The organism is Bacillus cereus group sp. RP32 (assembly GCF_040459735.1).
GTDB lineage: Bacteria > Bacillota > Bacilli > Bacillales > Bacillaceae_G > Bacillus_A > Bacillus_A wiedmannii.
On record NZ_JARVHO010000001.1, the window covers coordinates 1571543 to 1597592 of the forward strand.

Consider the following 26050-nt stretch of genomic DNA (forward strand, 5'->3'; position numbering starts at 1 on the left):
TAAACGTATTTTGTAAAAGAAGAAGGGAGAAATCTTTCTTTGTAGTACGTTTCAATTTATAATAGCAAATGGAAGGAGAGTGCTTATGTCTTTAACAAATGAACAACAAGAGCGATTTCAAATTTTGCTCCAGCAGTTGCAAATACCAGACGACCTTATAAATCAATATTTACAAGGTGGTGGCATTGAAAGGCTCGTTATTGATAAAACGAATAAAAGTTGGCATTTTGATTTACAAGTGCCACGAATTTTGCCTACAGAATTATATGAATTGCTAGAAACAAAGCTTAAGCAATCATTTTCTCATATTGCAAGAACAACATTTGCATTAGAAACAGAGAATAAACAATTTACAGAAGAAGAAGTGAGGGCGTATTGGCCACTTTGTACGGAACGAATTACATTTTCACCTATGTTTGCTTACTTAAAAAAGCAGCTTCCGCAGGTGAATGGAGTGAAGTTGCTAATAAATGTGAATAATGAACTGGAATCTACTGCTTTAAAGAAAAACGTTGCGAAACCAGTAGGGGATCAATACGAAACTTTTGGATTCCCGCGTTTTCATTTAGACACACATATACAGCAAAATACAGAAGAAATGCAAAAGTTTCGTGAGCAAACGCAGCAAGAAGATCGTGAACGTGTTATACAAGCTATGGAAGAAATGGCAAAGAAGCAAGCTGAAGAAAGTAGCGTTGTGCATGAAGGACCGGTTGTACTCGGATATCTTATTAAGCCGGATGAAGAGATTACACCGATGCGAGAAATTCAAGATGAAGAAAGAAGAAAAACAGTTCAAGGGTATGTCTTCCATGTAGAAACGAAAGAGCTACGTAGTGGCCGTACGTTATTAACTTTAAAAATAACAGACTATACGGATTCAATTATGATCAAAATGTTCTCGCGTGACAAAGAAGATATTCCAATGCTGCAATCCTTGAAAAAAGGAATGTGGGTGAAAGCGCGTGGTTCTGTTCAAAATGATACATTCGTTCGAGATTTAGTAATGATTGCAAATGATATAAATGAAATAACAGGACCGTCTCGTAAAGATAAAGCGCCAGAAGGTGAAAAACGTGTAGAGCTGCATCTTCACACACCGATGAGCCAAATGGACGCGGTTACTCCTGTTTCTAGACTTGTTGCCCAAGCAGGTAAATGGGGACATGAGGCAATCGCTGTTACAGACCATGCTGTTGCGCAGTCTTTCCCAGAGGCATATTCTGCGGGTAAAAAGGCTGGGGTTAAAGTTATATATGGTGTAGAGGCGAATTTAGTTAATGATGGTGTACCGATTGCATATAACGAAGCGCATCGTTTACTTGCAGAGGAAACTTATGTTGTTTTCGACGTTGAGACGACAGGTTTATCAGCTGTATATGATACTGTTATCGAGTTAGCGGCTGTAAAAGTAAAAGGTGGCGAAATTATTGACCGCTTTGAATCTTTCGCAAATCCACATCAACCATTATCTGCGACGATTATTGAATTAACAGGTATTACAGATGATATGTTAACGGATGCACCAGAAGTGGACGAAGTGTTTAAAAGGTTTGAAGAATGGATGGGCGACCATACACTTGTTGCTCATAACGCAAGTTTTGATATGGGCTTTATTAACGTAGGTTTTAAAAAGGCTGGACTAGAAAAAACGAATAATCCTGTTATTGATACGTTAGAACTTGCAAGATTCTTATTCCCGGAAATGAAAAACCATCGATTAAATACGATGTGTAAAAAGCTTGATATTGAATTAACGCAACATCACCGTGCGATTTATGATACAGAAGCAACGGGATACTTACTTGTGAAAATGTTAAAAGATGTGATTGAAAAGGGATTTGAATATCACGATCAATTAAATGATAGCATGGGGCAAGGGGATGCGTATAAGCGTGGACGTCCAAGCCATATGACGTTACTTGCGACATCAGATGTAGGGTTGAAAAATTTATATAAACTTGTTTCCTATTCTCACCTAAATTACTTTTACCGTGTACCACGAGTACCAAGGTCACTATTAAAAAAATATCGTGAAGGAATTTTAGTAGGAACGGCTTGTGATAAAGGTGAAGTGTTTGAGGCGATGATGCAAAAAGCTCCTGAAGAGGTAGAAGAAATTGCGCAGTTCTATGATTACATTGAAGTAATGCCTCCAGAGGTGTTACGTCATTTAGTAGAGCGTGAACTTGTTCGAGATGAGGGACAATTAAAAACAATTATTTCTAACTTAGTAAAACTAGGTGAGACGTTAGATAAACCAGTTGTTGCTACAGGAAACGTGCATTATATAGATCCAGAGGATGCAATGTATCGTAAGATTTTAGTCAGTTCGCAGGGCGGAGCCAATCCGTTAAACCGACATTCATTACCACCTGTACATTTCCGTACAACGGATGAAATGTTAGAGTGTTTTTCATTCTTAGGTGAAGACGTAGCGAAAGAAATTGTTGTAACGAATACACAAAAGATTGCATCATTAATTGGTGATGTTCATCCAGTGAAAGATGATCTATATACACCGAAAATTGAAGGTGCAGATGATGAGACGCGTGATATGAGTTATAAAATGGCGCGTAGCATTTATGGTGAAGAGTTACCTGAAATTGTAGAAGCGCGTTTAGAAAAAGAATTAAAAAGTATTATTGGGCATGGATTTGCCGTAATTTATTTAATTTCACATAAGCTTGTGAAAAAATCGTTAGTAGACGGATATTTAGTAGGTTCGCGTGGATCGGTAGGTTCATCATTCGTTGCAACGATGATGGAAATTACAGAAGTAAACCCATTACCACCACACTATGTATGTCCGAAGTGTAAGCAATCAGAATTCTTTAATGATGGTTCTGTAGGTTCTGGTTTTGACTTGCCGGATAAAGAATGTCCTGCATGTAATGTTCCATACGTGAAAGATGGACATGATATTCCGTTCGAAACGTTCCTTGGATTTAAAGGAGATAAGGTACCCGATATCGATCTGAACTTCTCCGGGGAATACCAACCACGTGCCCATAACTATACGAAAGTACTGTTCGGTGAAGATTATGTATACCGTGCGGGTACAATAGGTACAGTTGCGGAAAAAACGGCTTATGGATATGTAAAAGGTTATGCAAATGATCATAATTTAACGATTCGAAATGCAGAGATTGACCGCTTAGTAGCAGGATGTACGGGCGTAAAACGTACAACCGGACAGCATCCAGGTGGTATTATCGTTGTGCCAGATTACATGGATATCTTTGATTTCTCACCAATTCAGTTTCCGGCAGATTCAATAGGGGCTGAGTGGAGAACGACACACTTTGATTTCCACTCCATTCATGATAATTTATTGAAACTTGATATACTAGGACACGATGATCCTACTGTTATTCGTATGTTACAAGATTTAAGTGGTATTGATCCGAAAACAATCCCAACAGACGATCCGGAAGTAATGAAAATTTTCTCAGGCCCGGAATCGTTAGGGGTAACGGAAGAACAAATTAACTGTAAAACAGGTACACTTGGTATACCAGAGTTTGGTACGAAATTCGTAAGGCAGATGTTAGAAGAGACGAAACCTACGACATTCTCTGAGTTAGTCCAAATCTCTGGACTATCACATGGTACAGACGTATGGCTTGGTAATGCAAACGAGTTAATTTATAACGGTACATGTACGCTGAGTGAAGTTATCGGTTGTCGTGATGACATCATGGTATATTTAATCTATCAAGGTTTAGACCCATCATTAGCCTTCAAAATCATGGAGTCAGTTCGTAAAGGTAAAGGTGTACCGGAAGAATGGGAAGATGCCATGAAAAGTAATAATGTACCAGGTTGGTATATTGATTCATGTAAGAAAATAAAGTACATGTTCCCTAAAGCCCATGCGGCTGCTTACGTACTTATGGCTGTACGTATTGCATACTTTAAAGTACATTTCGCGCTTCTATTCTATGCGGCATACTTTACAGTTCGTGCAGATGACTTTGATGTAGAGGCGATGGCGAAAGGTTCAGCATCTATACGTGTAAGAATTGATGAAATTGCGCAAAAAGGTTTGGATGCAGCGCCGAAAGAGAAAAGTTTATTAACAGTACTAGAAATGACACTTGAAATGTGTGAGCGTGGATACTCATTCCAAAAGGTTGATTTATACCGTTCGCATGCAACAGAATTTATTATTGATGGGGATACTTTAATTCCTCCATTTAATGCAGTGCCTGGACTTGGTACAAATGCAGCTTTAAGTATTGTAGAAGCACGCAAAAATGGAGATTTCTTATCAAAAGAAGATTTACAGCAGCGCAGTAAGGTTTCGAAAACAATTATTGAGTATTTAGATAGTCAAGGTTGCTTAGGCGATCTACCTGATCAAAACCAGTTATCACTGTTCTAATAGGTAGGAAAATTCTTTGCAAATCAACATTTGCTATGGTATACTATTAACCGAGATAACCATGTCATGTATATTGTGTAAAAAAAAGAGTGGGGAAACCCACTCTTTCGTGTTACTATCTACGTTTTATTGATGTGGAGAGGTAAGAAATTTCTGTCGTATATACATATTTTGTTACAAGTTTTACTTCTTAAATTTGGTAATACTAAGACAGATATTCCCTGCTTAACGGCAGGGGCTTTTGTTAGCTAACGAGAAAGAATAAGATGGACCGTTTTTATGGACGGGGTCTTTTCTTGTAAATGGTACATGGCGGCAGGAAGGAGGCTGTTTATGGATAAGAAAGTCACAGAAGTTGTAGAAGCATTTGCGCAGCCAATCGTTGAAGAGTTAAATCTTGAACTTGTAGATGTAGAGTATGTGCAAGAAGGACAAGACTGGTTCTTACGCGTATTCATCGATTCTGAAAAGGGAGTCGACATTGAAGAATGCGGTGCGGTAAGTGAACGTTTAAGCGAAGCTTTAGATAAAGAGGATCCAATTCCTCATCTTTACTTTTTGGATGTATCATCTCCTGGAGCGGAACGCCCATTAAAGAAAGAGAAAGACTTCCAGCAAGCGGTAGGAAAACAAGTGGCAATTAAAACATATGAGCCGATTGATGGTGAAAAAATGTTTGAAGGAAAGCTACTTTCCTACGATGGTACTACAATTACATTATTATTAACAATTAAAACACGTAAAAAAGAAATCCAAATTTCAATGGATAAAGTTGCAAATGCGCGACTTGCTGTTACGTTTTAGTTAGAAGGGGGATCTTCATGAGCACTGAGTTGTTAGATGCCTTGCTCGTATTAGAGTCAGAAAAAGGAATTAGCAAAGATATTATTATTGATGCGATTGAAGCAGCGTTAATCTCTGCTTATAAACGCAATTTTAACCAAGCACAAAACGTTCGTGTGAGCTTTAACCCAGAAGTGGGAACAATTCAAGTTTTAGCACGTAAAGACGTTGTTGATAATGTGTTTGATCCACGTCTTGAAATTTCTGTTGAAGAAGCAAGACAAATTAATCCAAACTATCAAGATGGTGACGTACTAGAGATTGAAGTAACACCAAAAGATTTCGGTCGTATTGCAGCACAAACTGCAAAACAGGTTGTAACACAACGAGTGCGCGAAGCAGAGCGTGGTGTTATTTACTCTGAGTTTAGTGACCGTGAAGAAGATATCATGGTGGGTATCGTACAACGTCAAGATGCTCGTTTCATCTATGTAAGCTTAGGGAAAGTAGAAGCTTTATTACCTGTAAGTGAGCAAATGCCAAACGAACAGTACAAACCACATGATCGTATTCGCGTATTCATTACGAAAGTAGAAAAAACAACGAAAGGACCACAAATTTACGTATCACGTACACATCCTGGTCTTTTAAAACGTTTATTCGAAATGGAAGTTCCTGAAATTTATGATGGAACTGTTGAAATTCGTTCTGTAGCACGCGAAGCAGGCGATCGCTCTAAAATTTCTGTACATGCAGAGAACATTGATGTTGATCCAGTAGGTTCTTGTGTAGGACCGAAAGGACAACGTGTACAACGCATTGTAGACGAACTAAAAGGCGAAAAGATTGACATCGTTCGCTGGTCAAATGATCCAGTAGAATATGTTGCAAATGCTTTAAGCCCATCACAAGTTGTTAAAGTGCTTGTAGATGAAGAAGAAAAAGCAACAACAGTTGTTGTTCCAGACCACCAACTGTCATTAGCTATTGGTAAACGTGGACAAAATGCACGTCTTGCAGCTAAATTAACAGGTTGGAAAATTGATATTAAGAGTGAGTCTGATGCGAAACAACTTGGTATTGTAACAGAAGAAGATAGCGTAATCGCATTCGGATTCGATTCAGTTGAAGACGAAATCGAATAGAGGTGATGAGTATGAGCAATCGAAAAGTTCCGTTACGAAAATGTGTTGCAACGCAAGAAATGAAATCAAAACGAGAGCTCGTTCGCATTGTTCGTTCCAAAGAGGGAGAAGTGTCCATTGATTTAACTGGAAAGAAATCAGGACGAGGTGCTTATTTATCAAAAGATAAAGAAAGTATTCTTCAAGCCCAAAAGAAAAATGTTTTGGAACATCATCTAAAAGCGAAAATCGACGGTTCTCTATACGAAGAGCTTCTTGAGCTTGTTGAGAAGGAGTCGAAATAAGTGTCCGATTGGAAATCGTTTTTAGGACTAGCAAACCGGGCTCGGAAAATTATTTCGGGTGAAGAACTTGTTTTAAAAGAAGTACGAAGTGGCAAAGCAAAACTTGTATTGCTATCTGAAGATGCGTCAGCAAATACTACAAAACGCATCACGGATAAAGCGACGTATTACAACGTACCAATGAGAAAGGTCGAAAATCGACAACAATTAGGGCATGCGATTGGGAGAGACGAGCGAGTCGTTGTAGCTGTGTTAGATGAGGGCTTTGCGAAAAAGCTGCGTAGCATGCTCGATACAAATTACCGGGGGTGAAGGTATGAGTAAAATTCGAGTGCATGAATATGCAAAACAACATAATATCTCAAGTAAAGATCTTATGACAAAACTAAAAGAAATGAATATCGAGGTTTCGAATCATATGACAATGTTAGAAGATGAAGTAGTAAATAAATTAGATAATGCGTATCAAACTGAAAAACCTTCTGTTGCAGATGAGTTTGAAGTAGAAGAAAAAGTTGTTCGTAGTAAAAAGAACAGCAATAAGAAAAAGAAAAAAGGCAAAGGAAATGAAGACAAACGTCAAGATAACTTTGCTGGAAGACAACAAACACAAACTGTAGAAACACCAGATAAAGTTACTTTCTCTGGAAGTCTTACAGTAGGTGAGCTTGCTAAAAAATTAAGCAAAGAGCCATCTGAAATTATTAAGAAGCTCTTTATGCTTGGAATTATGGCAACAATTAACCAAGACTTAGATAAAGATACAATTGAGTTAATTGCTACTGATTATGGTATTGAAGTAGAAGAAGAAGTAGTTGTAAGTGAAACTGAATTTGAAACATTCATCGATGAGCAAGATGATGAAGAGAACTTAAAAGAGCGTCCAGCTGTAGTTACAATTATGGGGCACGTTGACCATGGTAAAACAACTTTACTTGACTCTATCCGTAATTCAAAAGTAACTGCAGGCGAAGCAGGTGGAATTACTCAGCATATTGGTGCATACCAAGTTGAAGTAAATGACAAGAAGATTACATTCTTAGATACGCCTGGTCACGCGGCATTTACAACGATGCGTGCTCGTGGTGCGCAAGTAACGGATATTACAATCCTTGTTGTTGCAGCTGATGACGGTGTTATGCCACAAACAGTTGAAGCAATTAGCCATGCGAAAGCAGCTGGAGTACCAATTATTGTAGCTGTGAATAAAATGGATAAACCAGCGGCAAATCCTGATCGTGTAATGCAAGAATTAACAGAATATGAATTAGTTCCAGAAGCTTGGGGCGGAGATACAATTTTCGTACCAATTTCTGCAATTCAAGGTGAAGGAATTGACAACTTATTAGAAATGATTCTTCTTGTAAGTGAAGTAGAAGAATATAAAGCAAATCCAAACCGCTATGCAACTGGTACTGTAATCGAAGCACAGCTTGATAAAGGTAAAGGAACTATCGCGACATTACTTGTTCAAAACGGTACACTTCGAGTTGGAGATCCAATCGTTGTTGGTACTTCATTCGGACGTGTTCGTGCAATGGTAAGTGATATTGGTCGTCGTGTAAAAGTTGCTGGTCCATCAACTCCTGTTGAAATTACAGGTTTAAACGAAGTACCACAAGCGGGAGATCGTTTCATGGCATTCGCTGATGAGAAGAAAGCTCGTCAAATCGGTGAATCACGTGCACAAGAAGCGTTACTTGCTCAGCGTGGTGAAAAATCTAAATTAAGCCTTGAAGATTTATTCCAACAAATCCAAGAAGGCGATGTAAAAGAAATTAACTTAATTGTGAAAGCAGACGTACAAGGTTCTGTAGAAGCAATGGCAGCGTCACTTCGTAAAATTGATGTTGAAGGTGTTAAAGTTAAAATTATCCATACAGGCGTAGGTGCGATTACAGAATCTGATGTTATTTTAGCTTCTGCATCTAATGCAATTGTAATTGGATTTAACGTACGCCCTGATGTGAATGCGAAGCGTACAGCTGAATTAGAGAATGTTGATGTTCGTTTACACCGTATTATCTATAAAGTAATCGAAGAAATCGAATCAGCAATGCAAGGTATGCTGGATCCAGAATTCGAAGAAAAAGTAATCGGTCAAGCGGAAGTACGCCAAACATTCAAAGTAACAAAAGTTGGAACAATCGCAGGTTGTTACGTAATTGACGGTAAAATTACACGTGATAGTGGCGTGCGTATTATCCGTGATGGCGTAGTAATTTTTGAAGGACAACTTGATACGTTAAAACGTTTCAAAGATGACGTAAAAGAAGTTGCACAAAACTATGAGTGTGGTATTACAATTGAGAGATATAATGATCTTAAAGAAGGGGACATCATTGAAGCGTACATTATGGAAGAAGTGAAGCGATGATTATCGCTTCACTCTCATTCGAGTGTATGATTTACGATGTGCATTCTTTAAAAGAGAAACGAGCAATTTTGCAACGGGTGCTAACTCGTGTGAAGCAGCGTTATAATGTAGCTGTTTCAGAAGTAGGGCATCAAGATGTATGGCAACGTACAGAAATTGCAATTGTTTCTGTATCCTCTAATCGTGTTATTTGTGAAAAAGAAATGAATCGTGTACTCGAGTACATCGATTCATTTCCTGAAATTGAACGTACAATAACACAATTGGAATGGTATTGAATGAGGTGAAGAGTTATGAAATTACGTGCAAACCGTGTAGGCGAGCAAATGAAAAAAGAATTAGGCGACATCATCAGTCGTAAAATTAAAGATCCACGTGTTGGATTTGTTACAGTAACAGATGTACAAGTGAGTGGAGATTTACAAATTGCTACAGTATATATTTCTGTTTTAGGTGATGAGGAACAGAAAGAAAGTACATTAAAAGGTTTAGCGAAGGCAAAAGGTTTCATTCGTTCAGAAATTGGCCAGCGTATTCGTCTTCGTAAAACACCGGAAATTTCCTTTGAGTTTGATGAGTCTATCGGATATGGTCATCGAATTGATACACTTTTACATCAAATTAATAAAGACGGTAAACGTGAAGAATAATGGATAGACATTTGTCTATCCATTTTTTCAATGCAAAATTAATTTTGGATAATTACTATGAAAGAATTATGATGAGGTGAACATATATGGAAGGTGTAGTATTATTACATAAGCCAAAAGGCATGACATCACATGATTGTGTATTTAAATTAAGAAAGATATTGCGTGAGAAACGAATTGGTCATACAGGAACATTAGATCCAGATGTAACAGGAGTATTACCTATTTGTGTAGGACGAGCAACGAAGATTGCACAATTTTTAACAAGTGAGACGAAAACATATGAAGGTGAAGTAACAATTGGATTTTCAACGACAACTGAAGATGCTTCTGGTGAAGTTGTTGAAACGAAAAATGTAGATCGTGTTATTACTCGTAAGGAAGTAGAAGGGGCTCTTGCTGCATTAACAGGTACGATTGAACAAATGCCTCCGATGTTTTCAGCTGTAAAAGTTAACGGAAAAAAATTATATGAATATGCAAGAGCAGGACAAGAAGTTGAACGTCCAGTTCGTACAATTACAATTCATGAATTTGTATTACTAGATGACCGTGAAGTATTTGAGGGGGAAAATATTTCATTCCGTTTCCGTGTAACGTGTAGTAAAGGGACATATGTAAGAACGTTAGCAGTAATGATTGGTGAAAAACTTGGTTTCCCATCACATATGTCTCACCTTGTAAGAACAGCTTCTGGTGAATTTTTATTAGAAGATTGCATATCATTTGAAGAAATTGAAGAAAACGTGCAAAATGGAACAGTAGAGTCTATCTTCATTTCAATTGATGAAGCATTAAGTAAGTTTCCGAAAATGGTTGTAGATGAAAAGCAAGCAGAGAAAATAAAGAATGGTATGTTCTTAAAAAATGAATTGCAAATAACGGCGCCATTTATAACAGTGTTTGATACAAATAATCGCTGCCTTGCAATTTATGAGCACCATCCAAAACACCCTGGTATGCTAAAGCCGATGAAAGTACTTGTGAATAATCAAGAACTAAAGCTATAATGAATTATTGGAAGGATTATTACAGAAAAAGGTGAATTCAAGCGTGAAACTTATTCATTTAACTCATCCACATGAACAAAATAAATTAGAATTACCACCTACTGTAATGGCATTAGGATTTTTTGATGGCATTCATTTAGGACATCAATGTGTGATTCGAACTGCGAAACAAATAGCTGATGAACGAGGATATAAAAGTGCAGTTATGACATTTTATCCGCACCCATCTGTTGTTTTAGGAAAAAAGGAAGCGCATGCGGAGTATATTACACCAATGTGTGATAAAGAAAAAATAGTCGAAAACTTAGGGATCGATATATTATATGTTATTAAATTTGATGAATCGTTTGCAGGCTTATTGCCACAACAATTTGTAGATGATTATATTATTGGTTTGAATGTAAAGCATGTAGTAGCAGGGTTTGATTATTCATATGGACGTTTAGGAAAAGGAAAGATGGAGACTTTACCATTTCATGCAAGAGGGGAGTTTACACAGACTGTGATTGAAAAAGTTGAATTTCAAGAAGAGAAAGTAAGTTCTACAGCATTACGAAAGTTAATTCGAAATGGCGAAATGGAACGAATTCCATCTATTTTAGGTAGAGCATATACAGTAGGGGGAACGGTTGTACACGGTGATAAGCGTGGACGTCAAATTGGTTTTCCTACAGCTAATATAGGTTTAAGTGATGAGTATCTATTACCACCTGTAGGTGTTTATGCAGTGAGATTAAAAGTTCACGATGAATGGTACGATGGTGTATGTAATATTGGGTATAAACCAACTTTTAAAGAAGATGAGCGTCAATTATCTATTGAAGTGCACTTATTTGAATTTAACAAAGACATATATGATCAAAATGTTACAGTAGAGTGGCATATGCGTATAAGAGAAGAAAAGAAATTCAATGGCATCGATGAGTTAGTTGAACAAATTGCAAAAGATAAGAAAACAGCACAAGAATATTTTGCGAACGAAAAGAATATACTTGCTTTTTCAAATGAAAAGTAGTATTCTATGTTATGTACTTTATGACAACCATTGCTTGGCATTGCGACTCACCGACGCTTGCTAGGTAATTGGGGGTTTAATTAATAGGAGGTGAAATAGGATGGCTTTAACACAAGAGCGTAAAAATGAAATCATTGCACAATTTAGAACTCATGAGACTGATACTGGTTCTCCAGAGGTTCAAATTGCTGTCCTAACGGAGCAAATTAACACTCTAAACGAGCACTTACGTACTCACAAGAAAGATCATCATTCACGTCGTGGTCTATTAAAGATGGTTGGTAAACGTCGTAACTTACTAACTTACCTTCGTAATAGCGATATCACACGTTACCGTGAATTAATCACAAAGCTTGGCTTACGTCGATAGTCAAAGAAGCGGGAATATTCCCGCTTTTTTGTTAGGTAAAAATATATCTTCTACCCTTTATAGCTTACTTCATTTTCGGTAATACTAGAGGTAGAATATTGTGATATACTATCCATTTACATAGAAGAATTGAATACTTTAAATTGAGAGGGGTACTTAAATGAGTCAAGAAAAGCAAGTCTTCTCGATAGATTTAGCTGGTCGCCAGCTAACAGTTGAAACAAGTCAGCTTGCGAAGCAAGCGAACGGAGCAGTATTAGTAAGATATGGCGATACAGCGGTTCTATCTACAGCAACTGCATCAAAAGAACCAAAAAATGTAGATTTCTTCCCGCTTACAGTAAACTATGAAGAGCGTTTATATGCAGTCGGAAAAATTCCTGGCGGTTTCATTAAACGTGAAGGTCGTCCGAGTGAAAAAGCAATTTTGGCAAGTCGTTTAATCGACCGCCCAATTCGTCCACTTTTCGCAGATGGTTTCCGTAACGAAGTACAAGTTGTCAGCATAGTAATGAGTGTTGATCAAGATTGTTCTTCTGAAATGGCAGCTATGCTTGGTTCTTCATTAGCGTTATCGATTTCAGATATTCCATTTGAAGGCCCAATCGCGGGTGCAACAGTTGGTCGTATTAACGGCGAATTCGTTATTAATCCAACAGTAGAACAGCAAGAACAAAGTGATATTCACCTTGTTGTGGCTGGTACGAAAGATGCAATTAACATGGTTGAAGCAGGAGCAGATCAAGTGCCTGAAGAAACAATGTTAGAAGCAATTATGTTTGGACATGACGAAATTAAACGTCTAATTGCATTCCAAGAAAAGATTGTACAAGCTGTAGGTAAAGAGAAATCAGAAGTGAAACTTTATGAAGTTGACGCTGATCTTAATCAAGCTGTACGTGAAATGTCTGAGAAGGATATGCATTCTGCAATTCAAGTACATGAGAAACATGCACGTGAAGACGCAATTAATGAAGTGAAAAAGCGTGTAATTGAGCATTACGAAGCGCAGGAAGCTGACGCTGATACATTAGGACAAGTAAGTGAGATTTTATATAAAATTGTAAAAGAAGAAGTACGTCGTCTTATTACAGTTGAAAAAATCCGCCCAGATGGCCGTAAAGGTGACGAAATCCGTCCATTAGCATCAGAGGTTGGTATTTTATCTCGTACACACGGTTCTGGTTTATTCACACGTGGACAAACACAAGCATTAAGTATTTGTACATTAGGTGCATTAGGCGATGTACAAATTTTAGATGGTCTTGGTGTAGAAGAATCAAAACGTTTTATGCACCATTACAATTTCCCATCATTTAGTGTTGGTGAAACAAGACCGATGCGTGGACCAGGTCGTCGTGAAATTGGTCACGGTGCACTAGGAGAACGTGCTCTTGAGCCTGTAATTCCATCTGAAAAAGATTTCCCATATACAGTACGTCTTGTATCTGAAGTTTTAGAATCAAATGGTTCTACTTCACAAGCAAGTATTTGTGGTAGTACTTTAGCAATGATGGATGCTGGTGTTCCGCTTAAAGCTCCAGTTGCAGGTATTGCAATGGGTCTAGTTAAAACTGGTGAGCATTACACAATTTTATCTGATATTCAAGGTATGGAAGATCATTTAGGTGATATGGACTTTAAAGTAGCAGGTACAGCAAAAGGTGTAACTGCACTGCAAATGGACATTAAAATAGATGGTCTATCTCGTGAAATTTTAGAAGAGGCATTACAACAAGCGAAAGTTGGTCGTGTGCACATTCTAAATCATATGTTATCTGTTATTGCAGAGCCACGTACTGAATTATCAGCTTATGCTCCAAAGATTATTACAATGACAATTAACCCAGATAAAATCCGTGACGTTATTGGGCCGAGCGGTAAACAAATCAATAAAATTATTGAAGAAACTGGCGTTAAAATTGACATCGAGCAAGATGGTACAGTATTCATTTCTTCAATAAATCAAGAAATGAATGACAAAGCTAAGAAAATTATCGAAGATATCGTTCGCGAAGTACAAGTAGGTGAAATCTACGAAGGAAAAGTGAAACGTGTTGAGAAATTCGGTGCTTTCGTTGAATTATTCAGCGGTAAAGACGGATTAGTTCACATTTCTGAACTTGCACTTGAGCGTGTAGGTAAAGTAGAAGACGTTGTGAAAATCGGTGATGTAATTACAGTTAAAGTTATCGAGATTGACAAGCAAGGTCGCGTGAATCTATCTAGAAAAGTATTGCTAAAAGAAGAGCAAGAAAAAGAAGCTGCTAAAGAAGAAAACAAACAAGAGCAGCAATAAGTAAAAGCCAGTTAAACTGGCTTTTTTTGTTATGTAAAAAATATGATTTACATATATTTTTATGTCAGTATAGGTATAGTTTTCATTATAACGCTCAAATTAACAAAGATAAGAAGAAAAAAGGTTTTTATATAGTTAATGGGAGGGTTTATATGAAAGCTCGTGTATTGGCATACATATGTATATTCTTTTTATATGTCAGTGTAGGCTCTTATTCCGTTTTTGCACAGGATAACTTATATGAAGAAATTCAAAAACATGCAAAACAATATGAGATTGCACCTCAAAATGCGATGATTGATAAGATATGGAAAGCAACACCAGGGTATAATGGAAGACAAGTTGATATCGAAGCATCCTATAATAATATGAAGAAGCTAAAGAAATTTGATCAAAAAAATCTTGAATTCAAGGAAGTATCACCGAGTGTCCACTTAAAAGATTTATCACCAGCTCCAATTTATAGGGGACATCCAAATAAAAAGATGGTGGGATTAACAATAAATGTGGCATGGGGAAACGAGTATTTGCCTCGTATATTAGAGATATTGAAAAAGCATGATGTGAAGGCGACTTTCTTTTTAGAAGGACGCTGGGTGAAAGAAAATTTGCGATTTGCAAAAATGATTGTCGATGCAAATCAAGAAGTCGGAAATCATTCTTACACACACCCTAATATGAAAACGTTATCTTCTGATGAAATACGAGATCAGTTACAAAAAACAAATCGAATGATCGAAGCAGCTACGAATCAAAAGGTGAGATGGTTTGCTCCGCCGAGTGGAAGTTTTCGGGATGAAGTCGTGAAAATTGCTGATGATTTCCAAATGGGAACGATTATGTGGACTGTCGATACAATTGATTGGAAGCGACCTGATCCAGATGTACTATTGCAGAGAGTGATGAGCAAAATACATCCAGGTGCTATCGTATTAATGCATCCAACGTCATCTACAGCAGAAGCATTAGATACAATGATTACAAAATTGAAGGAACAAGGATATAAAGTAGGGAATATAACAGAATTACTGGATGAAAAACGTGTGGATTAAATACATTTGCATGACATTCATCCTTAAACTTGTTATCATTAAATAATAGCACTTATTTAGAGAAACTGGCAGTAGGAGGAAAGTTTTTGATTAAAAAATATACTTGTAAAAATGGTGTAAGAATTGTTATGGAGAATATACCAACTGTAAGATCGGTTGCGATTGGTATTTGGATCCATGCGGGATCAAGAAATGAAAATGAAAAAAATAACGGGGTTTCCCACTTTTTAGAGCATATGTTCTTTAAAGGAACAGAAACACGTAGTGCACGCGAAATTGCAGAATCATTTGATAGCATTGGTGGGCAAGTGAATGCTTTTACTTCAAAAGAATACACTTGTTATTATGCAAAAGTGCTAGATGAGCATGCTAAATATGCTTTAGATGTATTAGCAGATATGTTCTTTAATTCAACATTTGATGAGGAAGAACTGAAAAAAGAGAAGAATGTCGTATGTGAAGAAATTAAAATGTACGAAGATGCTCCAGATGATATTGTGCATGATATGTTAACGAAAGCAACATATGAAACGCATCCGCTTGGATATCCTATTTTAGGAACAGAAGAAACGCTTGATACGTTTACAGGTGATACGCTACGCCAATATATCAAGGATCATTACACACCTGAAAATGTCGTTGTTTCAGTTGCAGGGAATATTGATGAAGCCTTTTTACAAACAGTAGAGCAATATTTCGGTAGTTATGAAGGAACAACAAATCGTGAACAAGTACATAGCCCAATTTTCCATTTTAATAAGGTAGCACGTAAAAAGGAAACAGAACAAGCTCATTTATGTTTAGGATATAAAGGCTTACAAATGGGACACGAAGATATTTATAACTTAATTGTATTAAATAACGTTTTAGGCGGTAGTATGAGTAGCCGTTTATTCCAAGAAGTACGTGAGCAACGCGGGTTAGCCTATTCAGTATTTTCTTACCATTCTTCTTATGAAGATACAGGTATGTTAACGCTGTATGGTGGAACAGGTAGCCAACAATTAGATACACTGTATGAAACAATGCAAGAAACATTAGAAACATTGAAAAATACAGGTATTACAGAAAAAGAGCTTATTAATAGTAAAGAGCAATTAAAAGGAAACTTAATGTTAAGTTTAGAAAGTACGAATAGCCGTATGAGCCGTAATGGTAAAAATGAATTGCTACTTCGTAAGCATCGTTCACTTGATGAGATTATTGAAAGTGTAAACACAGTAACAAAAGAAAATGTTGATGAGTTAATTCGTAACATGTTTACAGATGAATTCTCTGCAGCATTAATTAGTCCAGATGGAAAACTTCCAAAAGGAATAAAACTATAATTGCTTTATATGAAGTATGTAAAAATAACCGTATCTCTTTTAAATGAGATACGGTTATTTTTTTTGGATATACAGAATAGGTACTAATTATAGATAACTTAAATTCATAATTCGGTAGGGGGAGAGTGTATGCGATTAAGTGAATTAAGTGGCAAAGAGATTGTAAATTTAGAAAGAGCAGAAAAAATGGGAGTTTTAGGTTATGTGGATTTAGAGATTGATGAGAAGGATGGCCAAATACAGGCTCTTATCATACCGGCTGGGAAATGGGGAGGTTTTAAAAAGGAACCACAAGAAGTAAGAGTCACGTGGAGCCAAATTAAGAAAGTAGGGCACGATATGATCCTTTGTGATATTACGGATCATTCAAATTCGAAGTGAAAGGTGGCCATTTTGGTCATCTTTTTTTGTTCATTCTCCTCTGAGTAAAAGCTCACATGAATCGAGCGTTTACCGGAAATCAATTTCCCGTATAATGTCCTCTCATATGTCGAATGTTGAGATGGAGGTCTAACTGCATACAAATAGCGGGATAAATCATACGTGCTTTTGTTTTTCAATCACCTAAAACTCGTACATTACATATGATGTGGAGGAAAAAGAAAAAGTAGGCACTTTTCTTATAAATGACAGAAAAAGAAGGTGAATTAGGGAATGTTGACTGAGATGCATATTGCTGTCATAGGAGGAGATGCAAGACAGCTAGAAGTAATTCGCAAGCTAGTTGAATTGGATGCGAAACTTTCATTGATAGGGTTTGATCAGTTAGATCATGGCTTCACAGGGGCAGCAAAAGAAAGTATACAAAATTTAGATTTCACTTCTGTAGATGCAATTATTTTGCCAGTTGCAGGTACAAATGCCAAGGGAGAAGTAGATACTATTTTTTCAAACGAAAAAGTTTCTATAACGAAAGAACAAATTGAAAATACACCAGAACACTTTACTATATATTCAGGTATTGGTACGCCTTACTTGGAAAATCTCGTATCTACTACAAACCGCAAACTTGTTAAATTATTTGATCGTGATGATGTGGCAATCTACAATTCTATACCAACTGTAGAAGGTACATTAATGATGGTAATTCAACATACCGACTATACAATTCATGGTTCCAATGTAATGGTTTTAGGATTTGGTAGAACAGGGATGAGTGTTGCCAGAGCATTTCAATCATTAGGAGCCCATGTCAAAGTTGGAGCAAGACGATCGGAACATATTGCACGTATTACAGAAATGATGTTTTCTCCTTTTCATATGCAAAATATTGAGAAAGAAGTAGGAAATATCGATATTGTCATTAATACAATTCCGCATCTCGTCGTGACAGCGAATGTTATTTCGAAAATGCCGGCTCATACGTTAGTAATTGATTTAGCTTCTAAACCAGGCGGTACCGACTTTAGATATGCGGAAAAAAGAGGAGTCAAAGCGCTGTTAGCACCTGGATTACCAGGTATTGTTGCTCCAAAAACAGCAGGACAAATTTTAGCGAACGTTCTTTCTCAGTTACTAGTAGAAGACGTAATAGCAAGAAAGGAGAATGGGGAATGAATTTAAAAGGGAAAAGAATAGGGTTTGGTTTTACTGGTTCACATTGTACGTATGAAGAAGTAATGCCTCATTTAGAAAAATTAATTGCTGAGGGAGCAGAAGTACGCCCCGTTGTTTCTTACACTGTTCAATCAACAAACACGAGATTTGGAGAAGGAGCAGAGTGGATTAAAAAGATTGAAGAAGTAACAGGATTTAAAGCAATTAATTCAATCGTTGGCGCAGAACCACTAGGACCTAAAATTCCACTAGATTGTATGGTAATTGCACCACTAACAGGAAATTCTATGAGTAAATTTGCAAATGCAATGACAGACTCTCCAGTACTAATGGCAGCGAAAGCGACGTTAAGAAATGGCAAGCCTGTCGTATTGGCTGTTTCGACGAATGATGCTTTAGGGCTGAATGGAGTAAATCTAATTACACCAATAAGGTGACGACAAAGCATAAACGCTTATATGTCGCCATCTTGAGGGAGCTTAGGGTAAAGAACAAGTTCGAAGTCATCGAGCCTTTGCCACTTTTCCTTTTTATAAACAGCCTTTTCTAAAACCGACTTTAGGAGGCTGTTTTTCTTTTTGGGATCATCTGTTTTAAAGTATAGATCTAGAACATGCTCTACTTGAGGTATTGTATCTTTCTTCACTTTTTCCTTCTTAATTTCTGTTTTAATTTCTTTCTTTAAGTTTTCCATCGTGGAAGTAATTTCAGTAATGCGATCAGAAATTATATTCGAACGTTCTAAAAACATATCGACTGTGTAAACACCACGTTCTAATAAATCATGTAAATTATTTTTTTGTTTTTGGACATCCACCAATTCTTTATCAAGCTTGCGTAATGCAGCTTCATTCATTTGAATAACTTGTGTCTCTTTTAATTTGTCATTTTGCTTATGTTTTTCAAAATCAGCTTTATAATTGATATACCACTCTTTTAATGCCTCGAGTAAACGCTTCTCAATTAATTCCGTATAGCTTGATTTGTTTTCGCAACCGCGATGCTTACAATCCATCGTTTCTTTTCGGTTCTTCGGATAACGTTGGACCATACTATAACCGCATTTACTACATTTAATAATACCAGCCAATGGATTCTTTATTCCGTTCGTATTGTAAGGAACGTGATATCTTGAGTTTAATTTTTCTTGCACTTGTTCAAATAAGCTTTCGGGTATGATAGGCTTATGTTTTCCATCAGCAATAATCCAATCGGATTTATCTTGTCTTGCACAGCTACGTTTTACGGCGTCAGGACGTTTTACTTCTTTTCGTTTTTGCCACGTTACTTTTCCGATGTACACATTGTTCTTTAATATATCTAAGATGCTATAAGGATTCCATTCGTTTCCTAACTTACTTTTGTAGCCAAGATCATTTAACTTGCTCCTAATTGCATTTGCTCCCATATCCTCATTTGCATACCAATCAAATATCATTCTAACGACAGAGGCTTCTTCTGAATTAATTGTTAAAGTACGTTCTCGCTTATTTAAACGATGGATATCATAACCGAATGGTGCATGTGTACCAAGGTAATTGCCAGCCTCTACACTAGCGACACGGCCACGTTGCATACGACGTGTAATAATCTTTAACTCCTTACGAGCCATAAACGCTTCAAATTCGCTGTATTCTTCATCCCACTCATCATTAAGGTCATAAGTCTTCCTAGGTGTCATAATCTTTGTATTCGAGCGTTTAAACGTCTCTAAAATGATTCCTTGCTCTTTCATACCACCACGACCTAAGCGGTCCATATCCATACAAAGAACAACATCATATTTGTTATCTTCAATTTCTTCAAGCAGCGCTAACATTTCAGGCCGTTTTACTAAGCTCTCACCAGAAACAATTTCCTCATGGACAGATAAAATATTTAAGTTCATTTCCTTGGCAATTTTCAGCAGGGTAGAGCGATGCTTTGCTAATGTTTCTCCTTCGCCGCGTGCTTCGGCTTCGAGATCGGCACGGGATTTTCTTAGGTAGATTGCGGTTTTCATAATTTGACCTCCTTATTAGTAGTTATTATATATAAGGTTAAAATATTAAAGAAGTAAATGTAATTAATAAAATATAAAGCCCCAAAAAGGGACTTTATATGAATACATATTTATGAAGTTATGTATTTTCTCCTTCATTTGATAAAATGAAAAAAGGAGTTTTATCAAATTAATCAATTTTTAAACGATTATATTAATTTAACTCAAGGACAATTGTTAGTTAAATATTGGTGGTTATGCTTACTTATAATTCTTTGCACAATGACTGTTGCATATTTACGATTTGATAAGAAGTAGTCAATCTTTCTTTAAGCAAAATTGTACAAACTTGATCCCATAGTCAGTAATTGAAATGTAGGTATCATGAGTCATATCTCCAGTGAACCCTGGTTTAAATCGTTCTTCCATTTCAATGAATCCATAAGATTGTAAACGGTGCATGGCGCCGCGTTCTTGAAACTTGCTTGATGCACCAGACATAACAGAGTCCATAGTCACTCTCCCAAATTCATTATAGAGATGCAACATGCTGTTACATTCTATTAAAGTCATCTTTGCTAAAGTATCTAAAAAGAACTTTTTATTATCATAGTCAACTCGTTTTGGATGTAGGATATTATTTATAAAATAAGTTTTAAAATAGTTCCGTTTTTCTTCAATATGCTCACGTTCAACTTTTTCATTTAAATCTTCAATGATACTGAGGAGTTCATCCATATCTGGAGTTGCCGATGAATTTTGCATGGTAACTTTTAGAGCACCTATTTCCACTAATAGCTCATTATAAAAGGATTCGAGTCGTTTAAGTTGTTTTTCTTTTTGATAACCATAGAAAGATGTTGAAATAGCCCCACCAACAGTGGGGATTAGTTGTAAGCACGCTTCTATACCGAGATGTAATTTTTCTTTTGAATTTAATTTAACATCGTTATTACTCACTATTAGTCACTTCTTTCCTTGATATTTCTCTGAATAAGCTAACTTGCATTAGAAATTAATTATCTATTCTTAAAAAACATAATCGGTTTCAAAAGTCTTTTAAATGATTTTGAAGTCGCCTTATAGTTCTCACGATATATGACCCTTTTTTTTATATCCTCTTTTAGTAGGACTACAGAAAAATCATCTTTAGGATTATTAGATCCTTCAGTGAGTCGTGGATGACTATATAATAGTATTTCTGTTTTATTCATACTTTTGATAATATATAATTTTCCATGATTCTCATGCATAATAAAGTGAGCATAATTCCCAAGATAATCTGGAATAATTAAACGGTATGTGAGGAAACTACTGATAAATAAGAAAGTGAAGCATGCTAAATAAGAAGCTATTAAACTTGTTAAATTAACTTTCTCAGGCCCCAGTAAATTAGAACAAACAATTGGCGTAAATAAAATAGATAGTACCATCGACATAATTACTATGTGAGCAAAACGGATAAGGATATTCTTTTCCATAGAGAAAAATATCTTTTCTACATTTGAACTTAATAACAAGCTAAAACCTTTAAGTGCGATGATAATTACGGTACTTATCATCAAGATATACGGAAACGGTAATTCCTTAAGAAGAGTTTGTAATTCTCCCATGTTTAGTTCCTCTCCTCTGTTTACTATAAAAATGATATTTTATTGAACTGTAACAAATTTCTTAAAGAATGCCTTACGTTTTGTTTTATCATACACGTATCGATCGTTAAACTTTTTGACCCAAGACTTGTCTTCAACTTTTAAATCTTCAATCTTAAATCCAAGATATGAATTTAAAGAATTTCTATCCAAGCTAGTGCTATATGTTTTCCCATCGAATGGAAGATTCATTTTTATCGTGTTTAAATCCGGAAATTGTCTTAGCAATCTAGCAGGTTCGCTTACAAACATTTTTTCAATAGCATCTCCAGTTGAAAAATATTGTTTATATTGATCTTCTGTATTAGAGCTAGTAGGGTTAGCTGATTTATATGATGCAAATGAATCATGGAATGTAATTTCAGCCTCATTATTGCTAAGTTTCATATCTTTAATAAAATTGCCACCTCTGATGTTTTTAGCGTAAGATACGAACTCTTTTTGCTTTTCTTCAGCCTTTTTTTGTTCCTCAGCTAATTTTTTTTCTTCAGCTTTTTGTTTATTCTCAGCATCTTTTTGCTCTTTAGCCTTTTGTTTCTCTTCTGCTTTTAGCTTATCCTCAGCATCTTTTTGCTCTTTAGTCTTTTGTTTTTCTTCAGCTTTCAGCTTATCCTCAGCATTTTTTTGCTCTTTAGTCTTTTGTTTTTCTTCGTCTTTTTGCTTCTCTTCAGCATCTTTTTGTTCTTTAGCTTTTTGTGCTTCTTCATTTCTTAACTTTGCATCAGCTTTTTGCTTATCTTGAATTTCTTGCTTTTCTTCAGGAGTCATACTCATATTAATTCCTACAAATGAAATGATAGTTAAAACAAAAGCCATACCAGTGAACTTTAAAAACTTTTTCGTTTTTGAGCTCTTTTTAAATAGAAGTATAAGAGAAGTAATTAATAAAACAGTAGTAGTTAAAGTGGCCAATACTAATAAAAGGGAGAAAAATATTTTCATAGATGTAACTCCTAACATATAAAATTGTATTTTAAATTCATATTAATAGGTTTTTAAACGAGCAAAATTTTTAGGAATTCCATAGATTTCAGCTACTTCTTGAATTGATAGATTTGTATCTTGATATTCAGAAATCATTTCATCAGGTAATAAGAGCTCAACTGCAAATGTATTTGCTTCAATCTCTAATCGATCTATAGAAAACAAGGTTTTATTTCGTAAAAATGGAGTATTAGCTTTGGGATGTAATAGGGCATGTCCTAGTTCATGGGCACACACAAAGCGTTGTGTAGTTTCATCAATCCTATTATTAATATGAATGAATTTAAAGCGTTTATAAGTGTTGTAAAAACCAAGAGTATTCCCAAGGTCTTCAAACAACACTAAAATATTTTTTCGTTTAGCAATTTCAAAAGGGTTTGCTGTGCTGTGTTTTTTAACGATTTTGAGTACGTATTCTTTAATTTCCATTTCTCGCTCCGTTCAATCTTTTTTATACTTGTTTGGAGTGAATTTTTGTTTTGCTAATTGTTTTGCCATGCGCATAGAGTTTTCTAGAGAAATACGAATCATTTCTTTTGTGTGTTCGTCTATGGGTTCTCCATCAAACATTAAAGCATCTTCGCTATTTTCTAAGTCTTTTAAAGTCTTTTCTAAGTCACGAGCGATATCACGAGTATCTTTTTTGTTTAAATCAGGAAGCGCATTAGATACTCTTGATTCATCTTCTCTTCCTAATAAATAATCTGTTGTTACTCCTAAAACATTCGCTAAATCTTTTAGCATTTCGTTTGAGGGAGTGCTATGACCATTCTCATAGTTACTAATGGTGCCTTTAGTGGTATTTACTTTATCGGCTAATTCTTGCTGAGTGAGTTTACGCGTTTTACGCATCTCTTTTAGCCTTTGTCTCAACATTTTTAGCACCTCCTGTTAATAAAAAGTACAAAGATATTGTACCTTATATAGATAGATTGTAAAACTTTGTACAAGATAATTGTACATTTATGTTGACGTACAAGAATCTTATACTTATAATGAAAGTACAAAATACTTATACAAGGAGCGAGACAGTGAACAAAAATATCAAATTAATTAGAGCTAGGAAAAAAAGTAAGTTAACGCAACAAAATCTTGCAAAAAGAATGCAAGTTACAAAATCTACAATAAGTAATTGGGAAAATGGTTATAGTAATCCAAATCTTGAAAAGGCTATTAGACTAGCCGCTATTCTTAGTAGTGATGTAAAGGATTTAATTTGATGTACAAATGTACAAGAATCTTATACTTTTGGTTAGAAAGTAGGTGAGAAAATGCCATCAACTAACATGGCAGTACCAACAGAACTGTCGCATAAACATATAAAAAGCACTTCAAGAGGTGACACCATGAGCCAACAAGAAGAATATGCGGCGACTTATGAATTTGGAAAAACGAAAGTCCATGTTGTGGCTCCTGAGCCAAAATCACAAAAGGATATTGATAAAATCCGTCAAGCATATTATAAGGCTGGTTGGGCCATCATCAAAGAAATACAAGTAAAAGAAAATGTTGAGGAATAGTTCCTCTCTTTTTATACGAAAAGTAGACAAGTTACATATGTACTAAGTTCATTGTAACCATTTGAAAACTAAATATGGAGGCGAACAGATATGGGAACAAGCATATACTGCAATTCAGCAATAGGAGAATTATTACAGAATGCTAGAGAATGTTGTGACAATGTTCAGCTGAAAACGAAGAAAGGGCTATCTAAGTACCTTGGTATTACACATGAACGATTAACCCGTATTGAATCTGGACTTTCTAAACCAGAATTTGAACTTGCGATGGATTGGTGCCATGCAACAGGAGCAAAGTTAAATCAACAAGCAATTAAACATATTTATGGTGTTGGGTTACCGCCTACAGATCAACGCTTAACTCAAGATGTAAATCTACAATTGATGAACTACATTAAGCAAGCTGAAGAGGGAATTGCGGCAGCAAAGGAAATCATGAACTTACAAGTTACAACAAGGTCATGGAAGCATGATGAAAAAAGGAAACATGAATACGCGGTTCATGCAAAAGAAATCTTCGATACAATCCAAGCTACTCAATGTGTAGTACAAGCCCTTGAACAAGTTCATTTTGGCATTATGGAACAAATACAAAGAAGTTGGTTGCAAAAGGCTATGGCGGAGAACGTTATTATTCAATCGGTGGATAGCTTAATGACTTTAACAAAGATGCTGTAAAGGAGGAAGAAAAATGACAGTAGATTATAAGAAACCTAGTTTAAAAGAATATAAGGAATTAATTCGATATGACGCAAAATTAACTGGTGAAATAAAAATAGCAGAATTACTTAATGAGGATTTAAAAACAGTTGAGTTAAAGCAAGAGAAGAAATTGTTGGGGATTCGAATCAAAATTATTGAAGCATCATTTATTTTGAAACATAAATGGGTAAATAAAAAAGCTACCGCCTAGACAACAGTAGCTCTGAAAAATATCGTAAAGCAATTATAACATTATATAAATCATTCGGACAAGCCACTGTGCTTGTCGTTATGACCAGAAAGGGATTGTTCCTCCCATACCTCTACAATGTTCCTTTCTGGTTGTAACGATGCGTACAGCATCAATTTAATTAGAAAGGAGATGTAATTCATGAACGATAAAAACAATCGTCTTCATGATCTAGTTCTTCTTGGAGATTTTTCATTTGCGAATAAACTTCGTAACTGTATGAGTGAATGTATTTATTACATGTTTAATGCAGAATCAATCGAAGAATCAAATCACTGGGAAGAAGAGCTGAAGCGATGTATGAGGGAATTTAAAATGCTTCGTGATACAAAAGAGGAACATGAGGCATCGATGAGTTATCGTGTAGTGATTAAAGATTTAAGAGCAAGAGGAGTTAACGCTTCGCTGGTAACACGTAGAAAATAAAAAGATCTATCACTTGGCAGAGTGATAGACAAACGGTCTTGCAAAAGATCTTAGGATTAATTATATCAAATTAGCATTCGTATAACAACGGAGTGTGCTACATGCTTTTAGACAAATCGTTACATAGAGTGTTGTTGAACCCTAATGTATTACAACAAGCAACATCAGAGCAACACCTAATTTACTTAGTAAAACAATATCTCAAAATAGGATACAAGAATTATCGCTTATTACGTGTAGAGGACGGATTCGCGATATGTAAACGGGAGGATGAATAA

28 protein-coding genes and 1 pseudogene are annotated in these 26050 nt (G+C 35.9%); 23 read left to right on the forward strand and 6 right to left on the reverse strand.

Going from position 1 to position 26050, the window contains the following annotated elements; all coding sequences use genetic code 11:
• Nucleotides 1-85 precede the first annotated feature (85 nt).
• The 17 genes and pseudogenes from QCI46_RS08275 to dpaB all read left to right on the forward strand — a co-directional run.
• A complete protein-coding gene (locus QCI46_RS08275) occupies nucleotides 86-4387 on the forward strand; it encodes a PolC-type DNA polymerase III (protein WP_353839910.1) in 4302 nt (1433 codons plus the stop codon).
• A gap of 333 nt (nucleotides 4388-4720) precedes the next feature.
• Entirely contained in the window at nucleotides 4721-5191 is a 471-nt protein-coding gene (gene rimP, locus QCI46_RS08280) for a ribosome maturation factor RimP (RefSeq protein WP_000359099.1), read from the forward strand.
• Between the two features lie 17 nt (nucleotides 5192-5208).
• Nucleotides 5209-6315 carry a transcription termination factor NusA gene (gene nusA / locus QCI46_RS08285; RefSeq protein WP_000102596.1) on the forward strand — a complete coding sequence of 369 codons (1107 nt, stop codon included), beginning with the start codon at nucleotides 5209-5211 and terminating at the stop codon, nucleotides 6313-6315.
• An 11-nt stretch (nucleotides 6316-6326) separates the two neighbouring features.
• Nucleotides 6327-6599 (forward strand): RNase P modulator RnpM, encoded by a 273-nt coding sequence (rnpM, locus tag QCI46_RS08290; protein WP_000071127.1) that lies wholly within the window; start codon nucleotides 6327-6329, stop codon nucleotides 6597-6599.
• A complete protein-coding gene (locus QCI46_RS08295) occupies nucleotides 6600-6911 on the forward strand; it encodes a YlxQ family RNA-binding protein (protein ID WP_001286521.1) in 312 nt (103 codons plus the stop codon). It begins immediately after the preceding gene.
• 4 nt (nucleotides 6912-6915) lie between these two features.
• Complete coding sequence (infB, locus tag QCI46_RS08300; RefSeq protein WP_000036353.1) at nucleotides 6916-8976, forward strand: translation initiation factor IF-2; 2061 nt, start codon at nucleotides 6916-6918, stop codon at nucleotides 8974-8976.
• Complete coding sequence (locus QCI46_RS08305; protein ID WP_000582364.1) at nucleotides 8973-9254, forward strand: DUF503 domain-containing protein; 282 nt, start codon at nucleotides 8973-8975, stop codon at nucleotides 9252-9254. The genes infB and QCI46_RS08305 overlap by 4 nt, the downstream gene beginning before the upstream one ends.
• A 15-nt stretch (nucleotides 9255-9269) precedes the next feature.
• Complete coding sequence (gene rbfA, locus QCI46_RS08310) at nucleotides 9270-9626, forward strand: 30S ribosome-binding factor RbfA (protein ID WP_000776445.1); 357 nt, start codon at nucleotides 9270-9272, stop codon at nucleotides 9624-9626.
• 86 nt (nucleotides 9627-9712) lie between these two features.
• The gene (gene truB, locus QCI46_RS08315) at nucleotides 9713-10636 is read left to right on the forward strand and encodes a tRNA pseudouridine(55) synthase TruB (RefSeq protein ID WP_353839911.1); all 924 of its coding nucleotides are present in this window, start codon (nucleotides 9713-9715) and stop codon (nucleotides 10634-10636) included.
• A gap of 43 nt (nucleotides 10637-10679) precedes the next feature.
• Complete coding sequence (gene ribF / locus QCI46_RS08320) at nucleotides 10680-11651, forward strand: bifunctional riboflavin kinase/FAD synthetase (protein ID WP_353839912.1); 972 nt, start codon at nucleotides 10680-10682, stop codon at nucleotides 11649-11651.
• Nucleotides 11652-11751: 100 nt separating this feature from the next.
• Nucleotides 11752-12021, forward strand: coding sequence for a 30S ribosomal protein S15 (rpsO, locus tag QCI46_RS08325; RefSeq protein WP_001229392.1), 270 nt, complete (start codon nucleotides 11752-11754; stop codon nucleotides 12019-12021).
• Between the two features lie 160 nt (nucleotides 12022-12181).
• On the forward strand, nucleotides 12182-14320 hold the full coding sequence (pnp, locus tag QCI46_RS08330; protein WP_353839913.1) for a polyribonucleotide nucleotidyltransferase: 2139 nt from the start codon (nucleotides 12182-12184) through the stop codon (nucleotides 14318-14320).
• Between the two features lie 152 nt (nucleotides 14321-14472).
• Nucleotides 14473-15372 (forward strand): polysaccharide deacetylase family protein, encoded by a 900-nt coding sequence (locus QCI46_RS08335; protein ID WP_353839915.1) that lies wholly within the window; start codon nucleotides 14473-14475, stop codon nucleotides 15370-15372.
• Nucleotides 15373-15458: 86 nt separating this feature from the next.
• Nucleotides 15459-16700 (forward strand): M16 family metallopeptidase, encoded by a 1242-nt coding sequence (locus tag QCI46_RS08340; RefSeq protein WP_000593006.1) that lies wholly within the window; start codon nucleotides 15459-15461, stop codon nucleotides 16698-16700.
• A gap of 129 nt (nucleotides 16701-16829) precedes the next feature.
• Nucleotides 16830-17081: a YlmC/YmxH family sporulation protein gene (locus QCI46_RS08345; RefSeq protein ID WP_001239751.1), complete on the forward strand. Its 252-nt coding sequence runs from the start codon at nucleotides 16830-16832 to the stop codon at nucleotides 17079-17081.
• Between the two features lie 273 nt (nucleotides 17082-17354).
• A complete protein-coding gene (dpaA, locus tag QCI46_RS08350; protein WP_353839916.1) occupies nucleotides 17355-18257 on the forward strand; it encodes a dipicolinic acid synthetase subunit A in 903 nt (300 codons plus the stop codon).
• Nucleotides 18254-18679 (forward strand): annotated as a pseudogene (gene dpaB / locus QCI46_RS08355) (dipicolinate synthase subunit B); the annotation flags it as partial. The gene dpaA and the pseudogene dpaB, both read left to right, overlap by 4 nt.
• Nucleotides 18680-18711: 32 nt before the next feature.
• Here dpaB and QCI46_RS08360 read toward each other — a convergent pair.
• From QCI46_RS08360 to QCI46_RS08385, 6 genes are all read right to left on the reverse strand, one after another.
• Complete coding sequence (locus QCI46_RS08360; RefSeq protein WP_353839917.1) at nucleotides 18712-20259, reverse strand: recombinase family protein; 1548 nt, start codon at nucleotides 20257-20259, stop codon at nucleotides 18712-18714.
• A 297-nt stretch (nucleotides 20260-20556) separates the two neighbouring features.
• Nucleotides 20557-21198 carry a hypothetical protein gene (locus tag QCI46_RS08365; RefSeq protein ID WP_353839918.1) on the reverse strand — a complete coding sequence of 214 codons (642 nt, stop codon included), beginning with the start codon at nucleotides 21196-21198 and terminating at the stop codon, nucleotides 20557-20559.
• Nucleotides 21199-21257: 59 nt separating this feature from the next.
• A complete protein-coding gene (locus QCI46_RS08370) occupies nucleotides 21258-21851 on the reverse strand; it encodes a hypothetical protein (protein WP_353839919.1) in 594 nt (197 codons plus the stop codon).
• A 39-nt stretch (nucleotides 21852-21890) separates the two neighbouring features.
• Nucleotides 21891-22832 carry a hypothetical protein gene (locus QCI46_RS08375; protein WP_353839920.1) on the reverse strand — a complete coding sequence of 314 codons (942 nt, stop codon included), beginning with the start codon at nucleotides 22830-22832 and terminating at the stop codon, nucleotides 21891-21893.
• A 42-nt stretch (nucleotides 22833-22874) separates the two neighbouring features.
• The gene (locus tag QCI46_RS08380; RefSeq protein WP_353839921.1) at nucleotides 22875-23303 is read right to left on the reverse strand and encodes an ImmA/IrrE family metallo-endopeptidase; all 429 of its coding nucleotides are present in this window, start codon (nucleotides 23301-23303) and stop codon (nucleotides 22875-22877) included.
• Between the two features lie 12 nt (nucleotides 23304-23315).
• Entirely contained in the window at nucleotides 23316-23750 is a 435-nt protein-coding gene (locus tag QCI46_RS08385; RefSeq protein ID WP_098296982.1) for a helix-turn-helix domain-containing protein, read from the reverse strand.
• A 155-nt stretch (nucleotides 23751-23905) separates the two neighbouring features.
• Here QCI46_RS08385 and QCI46_RS08390 point away from each other — a divergent pair, with 155 nt between their 5' ends.
• The 6 genes from QCI46_RS08390 (at nucleotide 23906) to QCI46_RS08415 (ending at nucleotide 26050) form a co-directional block, all read left to right on the forward strand.
• Complete coding sequence (locus QCI46_RS08390; protein ID WP_353839922.1) at nucleotides 23906-24094, forward strand: helix-turn-helix transcriptional regulator; 189 nt, start codon at nucleotides 23906-23908, stop codon at nucleotides 24092-24094.
• A 51-nt stretch (nucleotides 24095-24145) separates the two neighbouring features.
• Nucleotides 24146-24394, forward strand: a complete 249-nt coding sequence (locus tag QCI46_RS08395) for a hypothetical protein (protein WP_086407609.1) — start codon at nucleotides 24146-24148, stop codon at nucleotides 24392-24394.
• A gap of 90 nt (nucleotides 24395-24484) precedes the next feature.
• Nucleotides 24485-25072, forward strand: a complete 588-nt coding sequence (locus tag QCI46_RS08400) for a sporulation sigma factor-processing peptidase (protein ID WP_353839923.1) — start codon at nucleotides 24485-24487, stop codon at nucleotides 25070-25072.
• Nucleotides 25073-25085: 13 nt separating this feature from the next.
• Nucleotides 25086-25307 carry an RNA polymerase subunit sigma gene (locus tag QCI46_RS08405; RefSeq protein WP_098300026.1) on the forward strand — a complete coding sequence of 74 codons (222 nt, stop codon included), beginning with the start codon at nucleotides 25086-25088 and terminating at the stop codon, nucleotides 25305-25307.
• A 180-nt stretch (nucleotides 25308-25487) separates the two neighbouring features.
• Nucleotides 25488-25772 carry a hypothetical protein gene (locus QCI46_RS08410; RefSeq protein ID WP_353839924.1) on the forward strand — a complete coding sequence of 95 codons (285 nt, stop codon included), beginning with the start codon at nucleotides 25488-25490 and terminating at the stop codon, nucleotides 25770-25772.
• A 101-nt stretch (nucleotides 25773-25873) separates the two neighbouring features.
• Nucleotides 25874-26050 carry a hypothetical protein gene (locus QCI46_RS08415; protein WP_179863101.1) on the forward strand — a complete coding sequence of 59 codons (177 nt, stop codon included), beginning with the start codon at nucleotides 25874-25876 and terminating at the stop codon, nucleotides 26048-26050.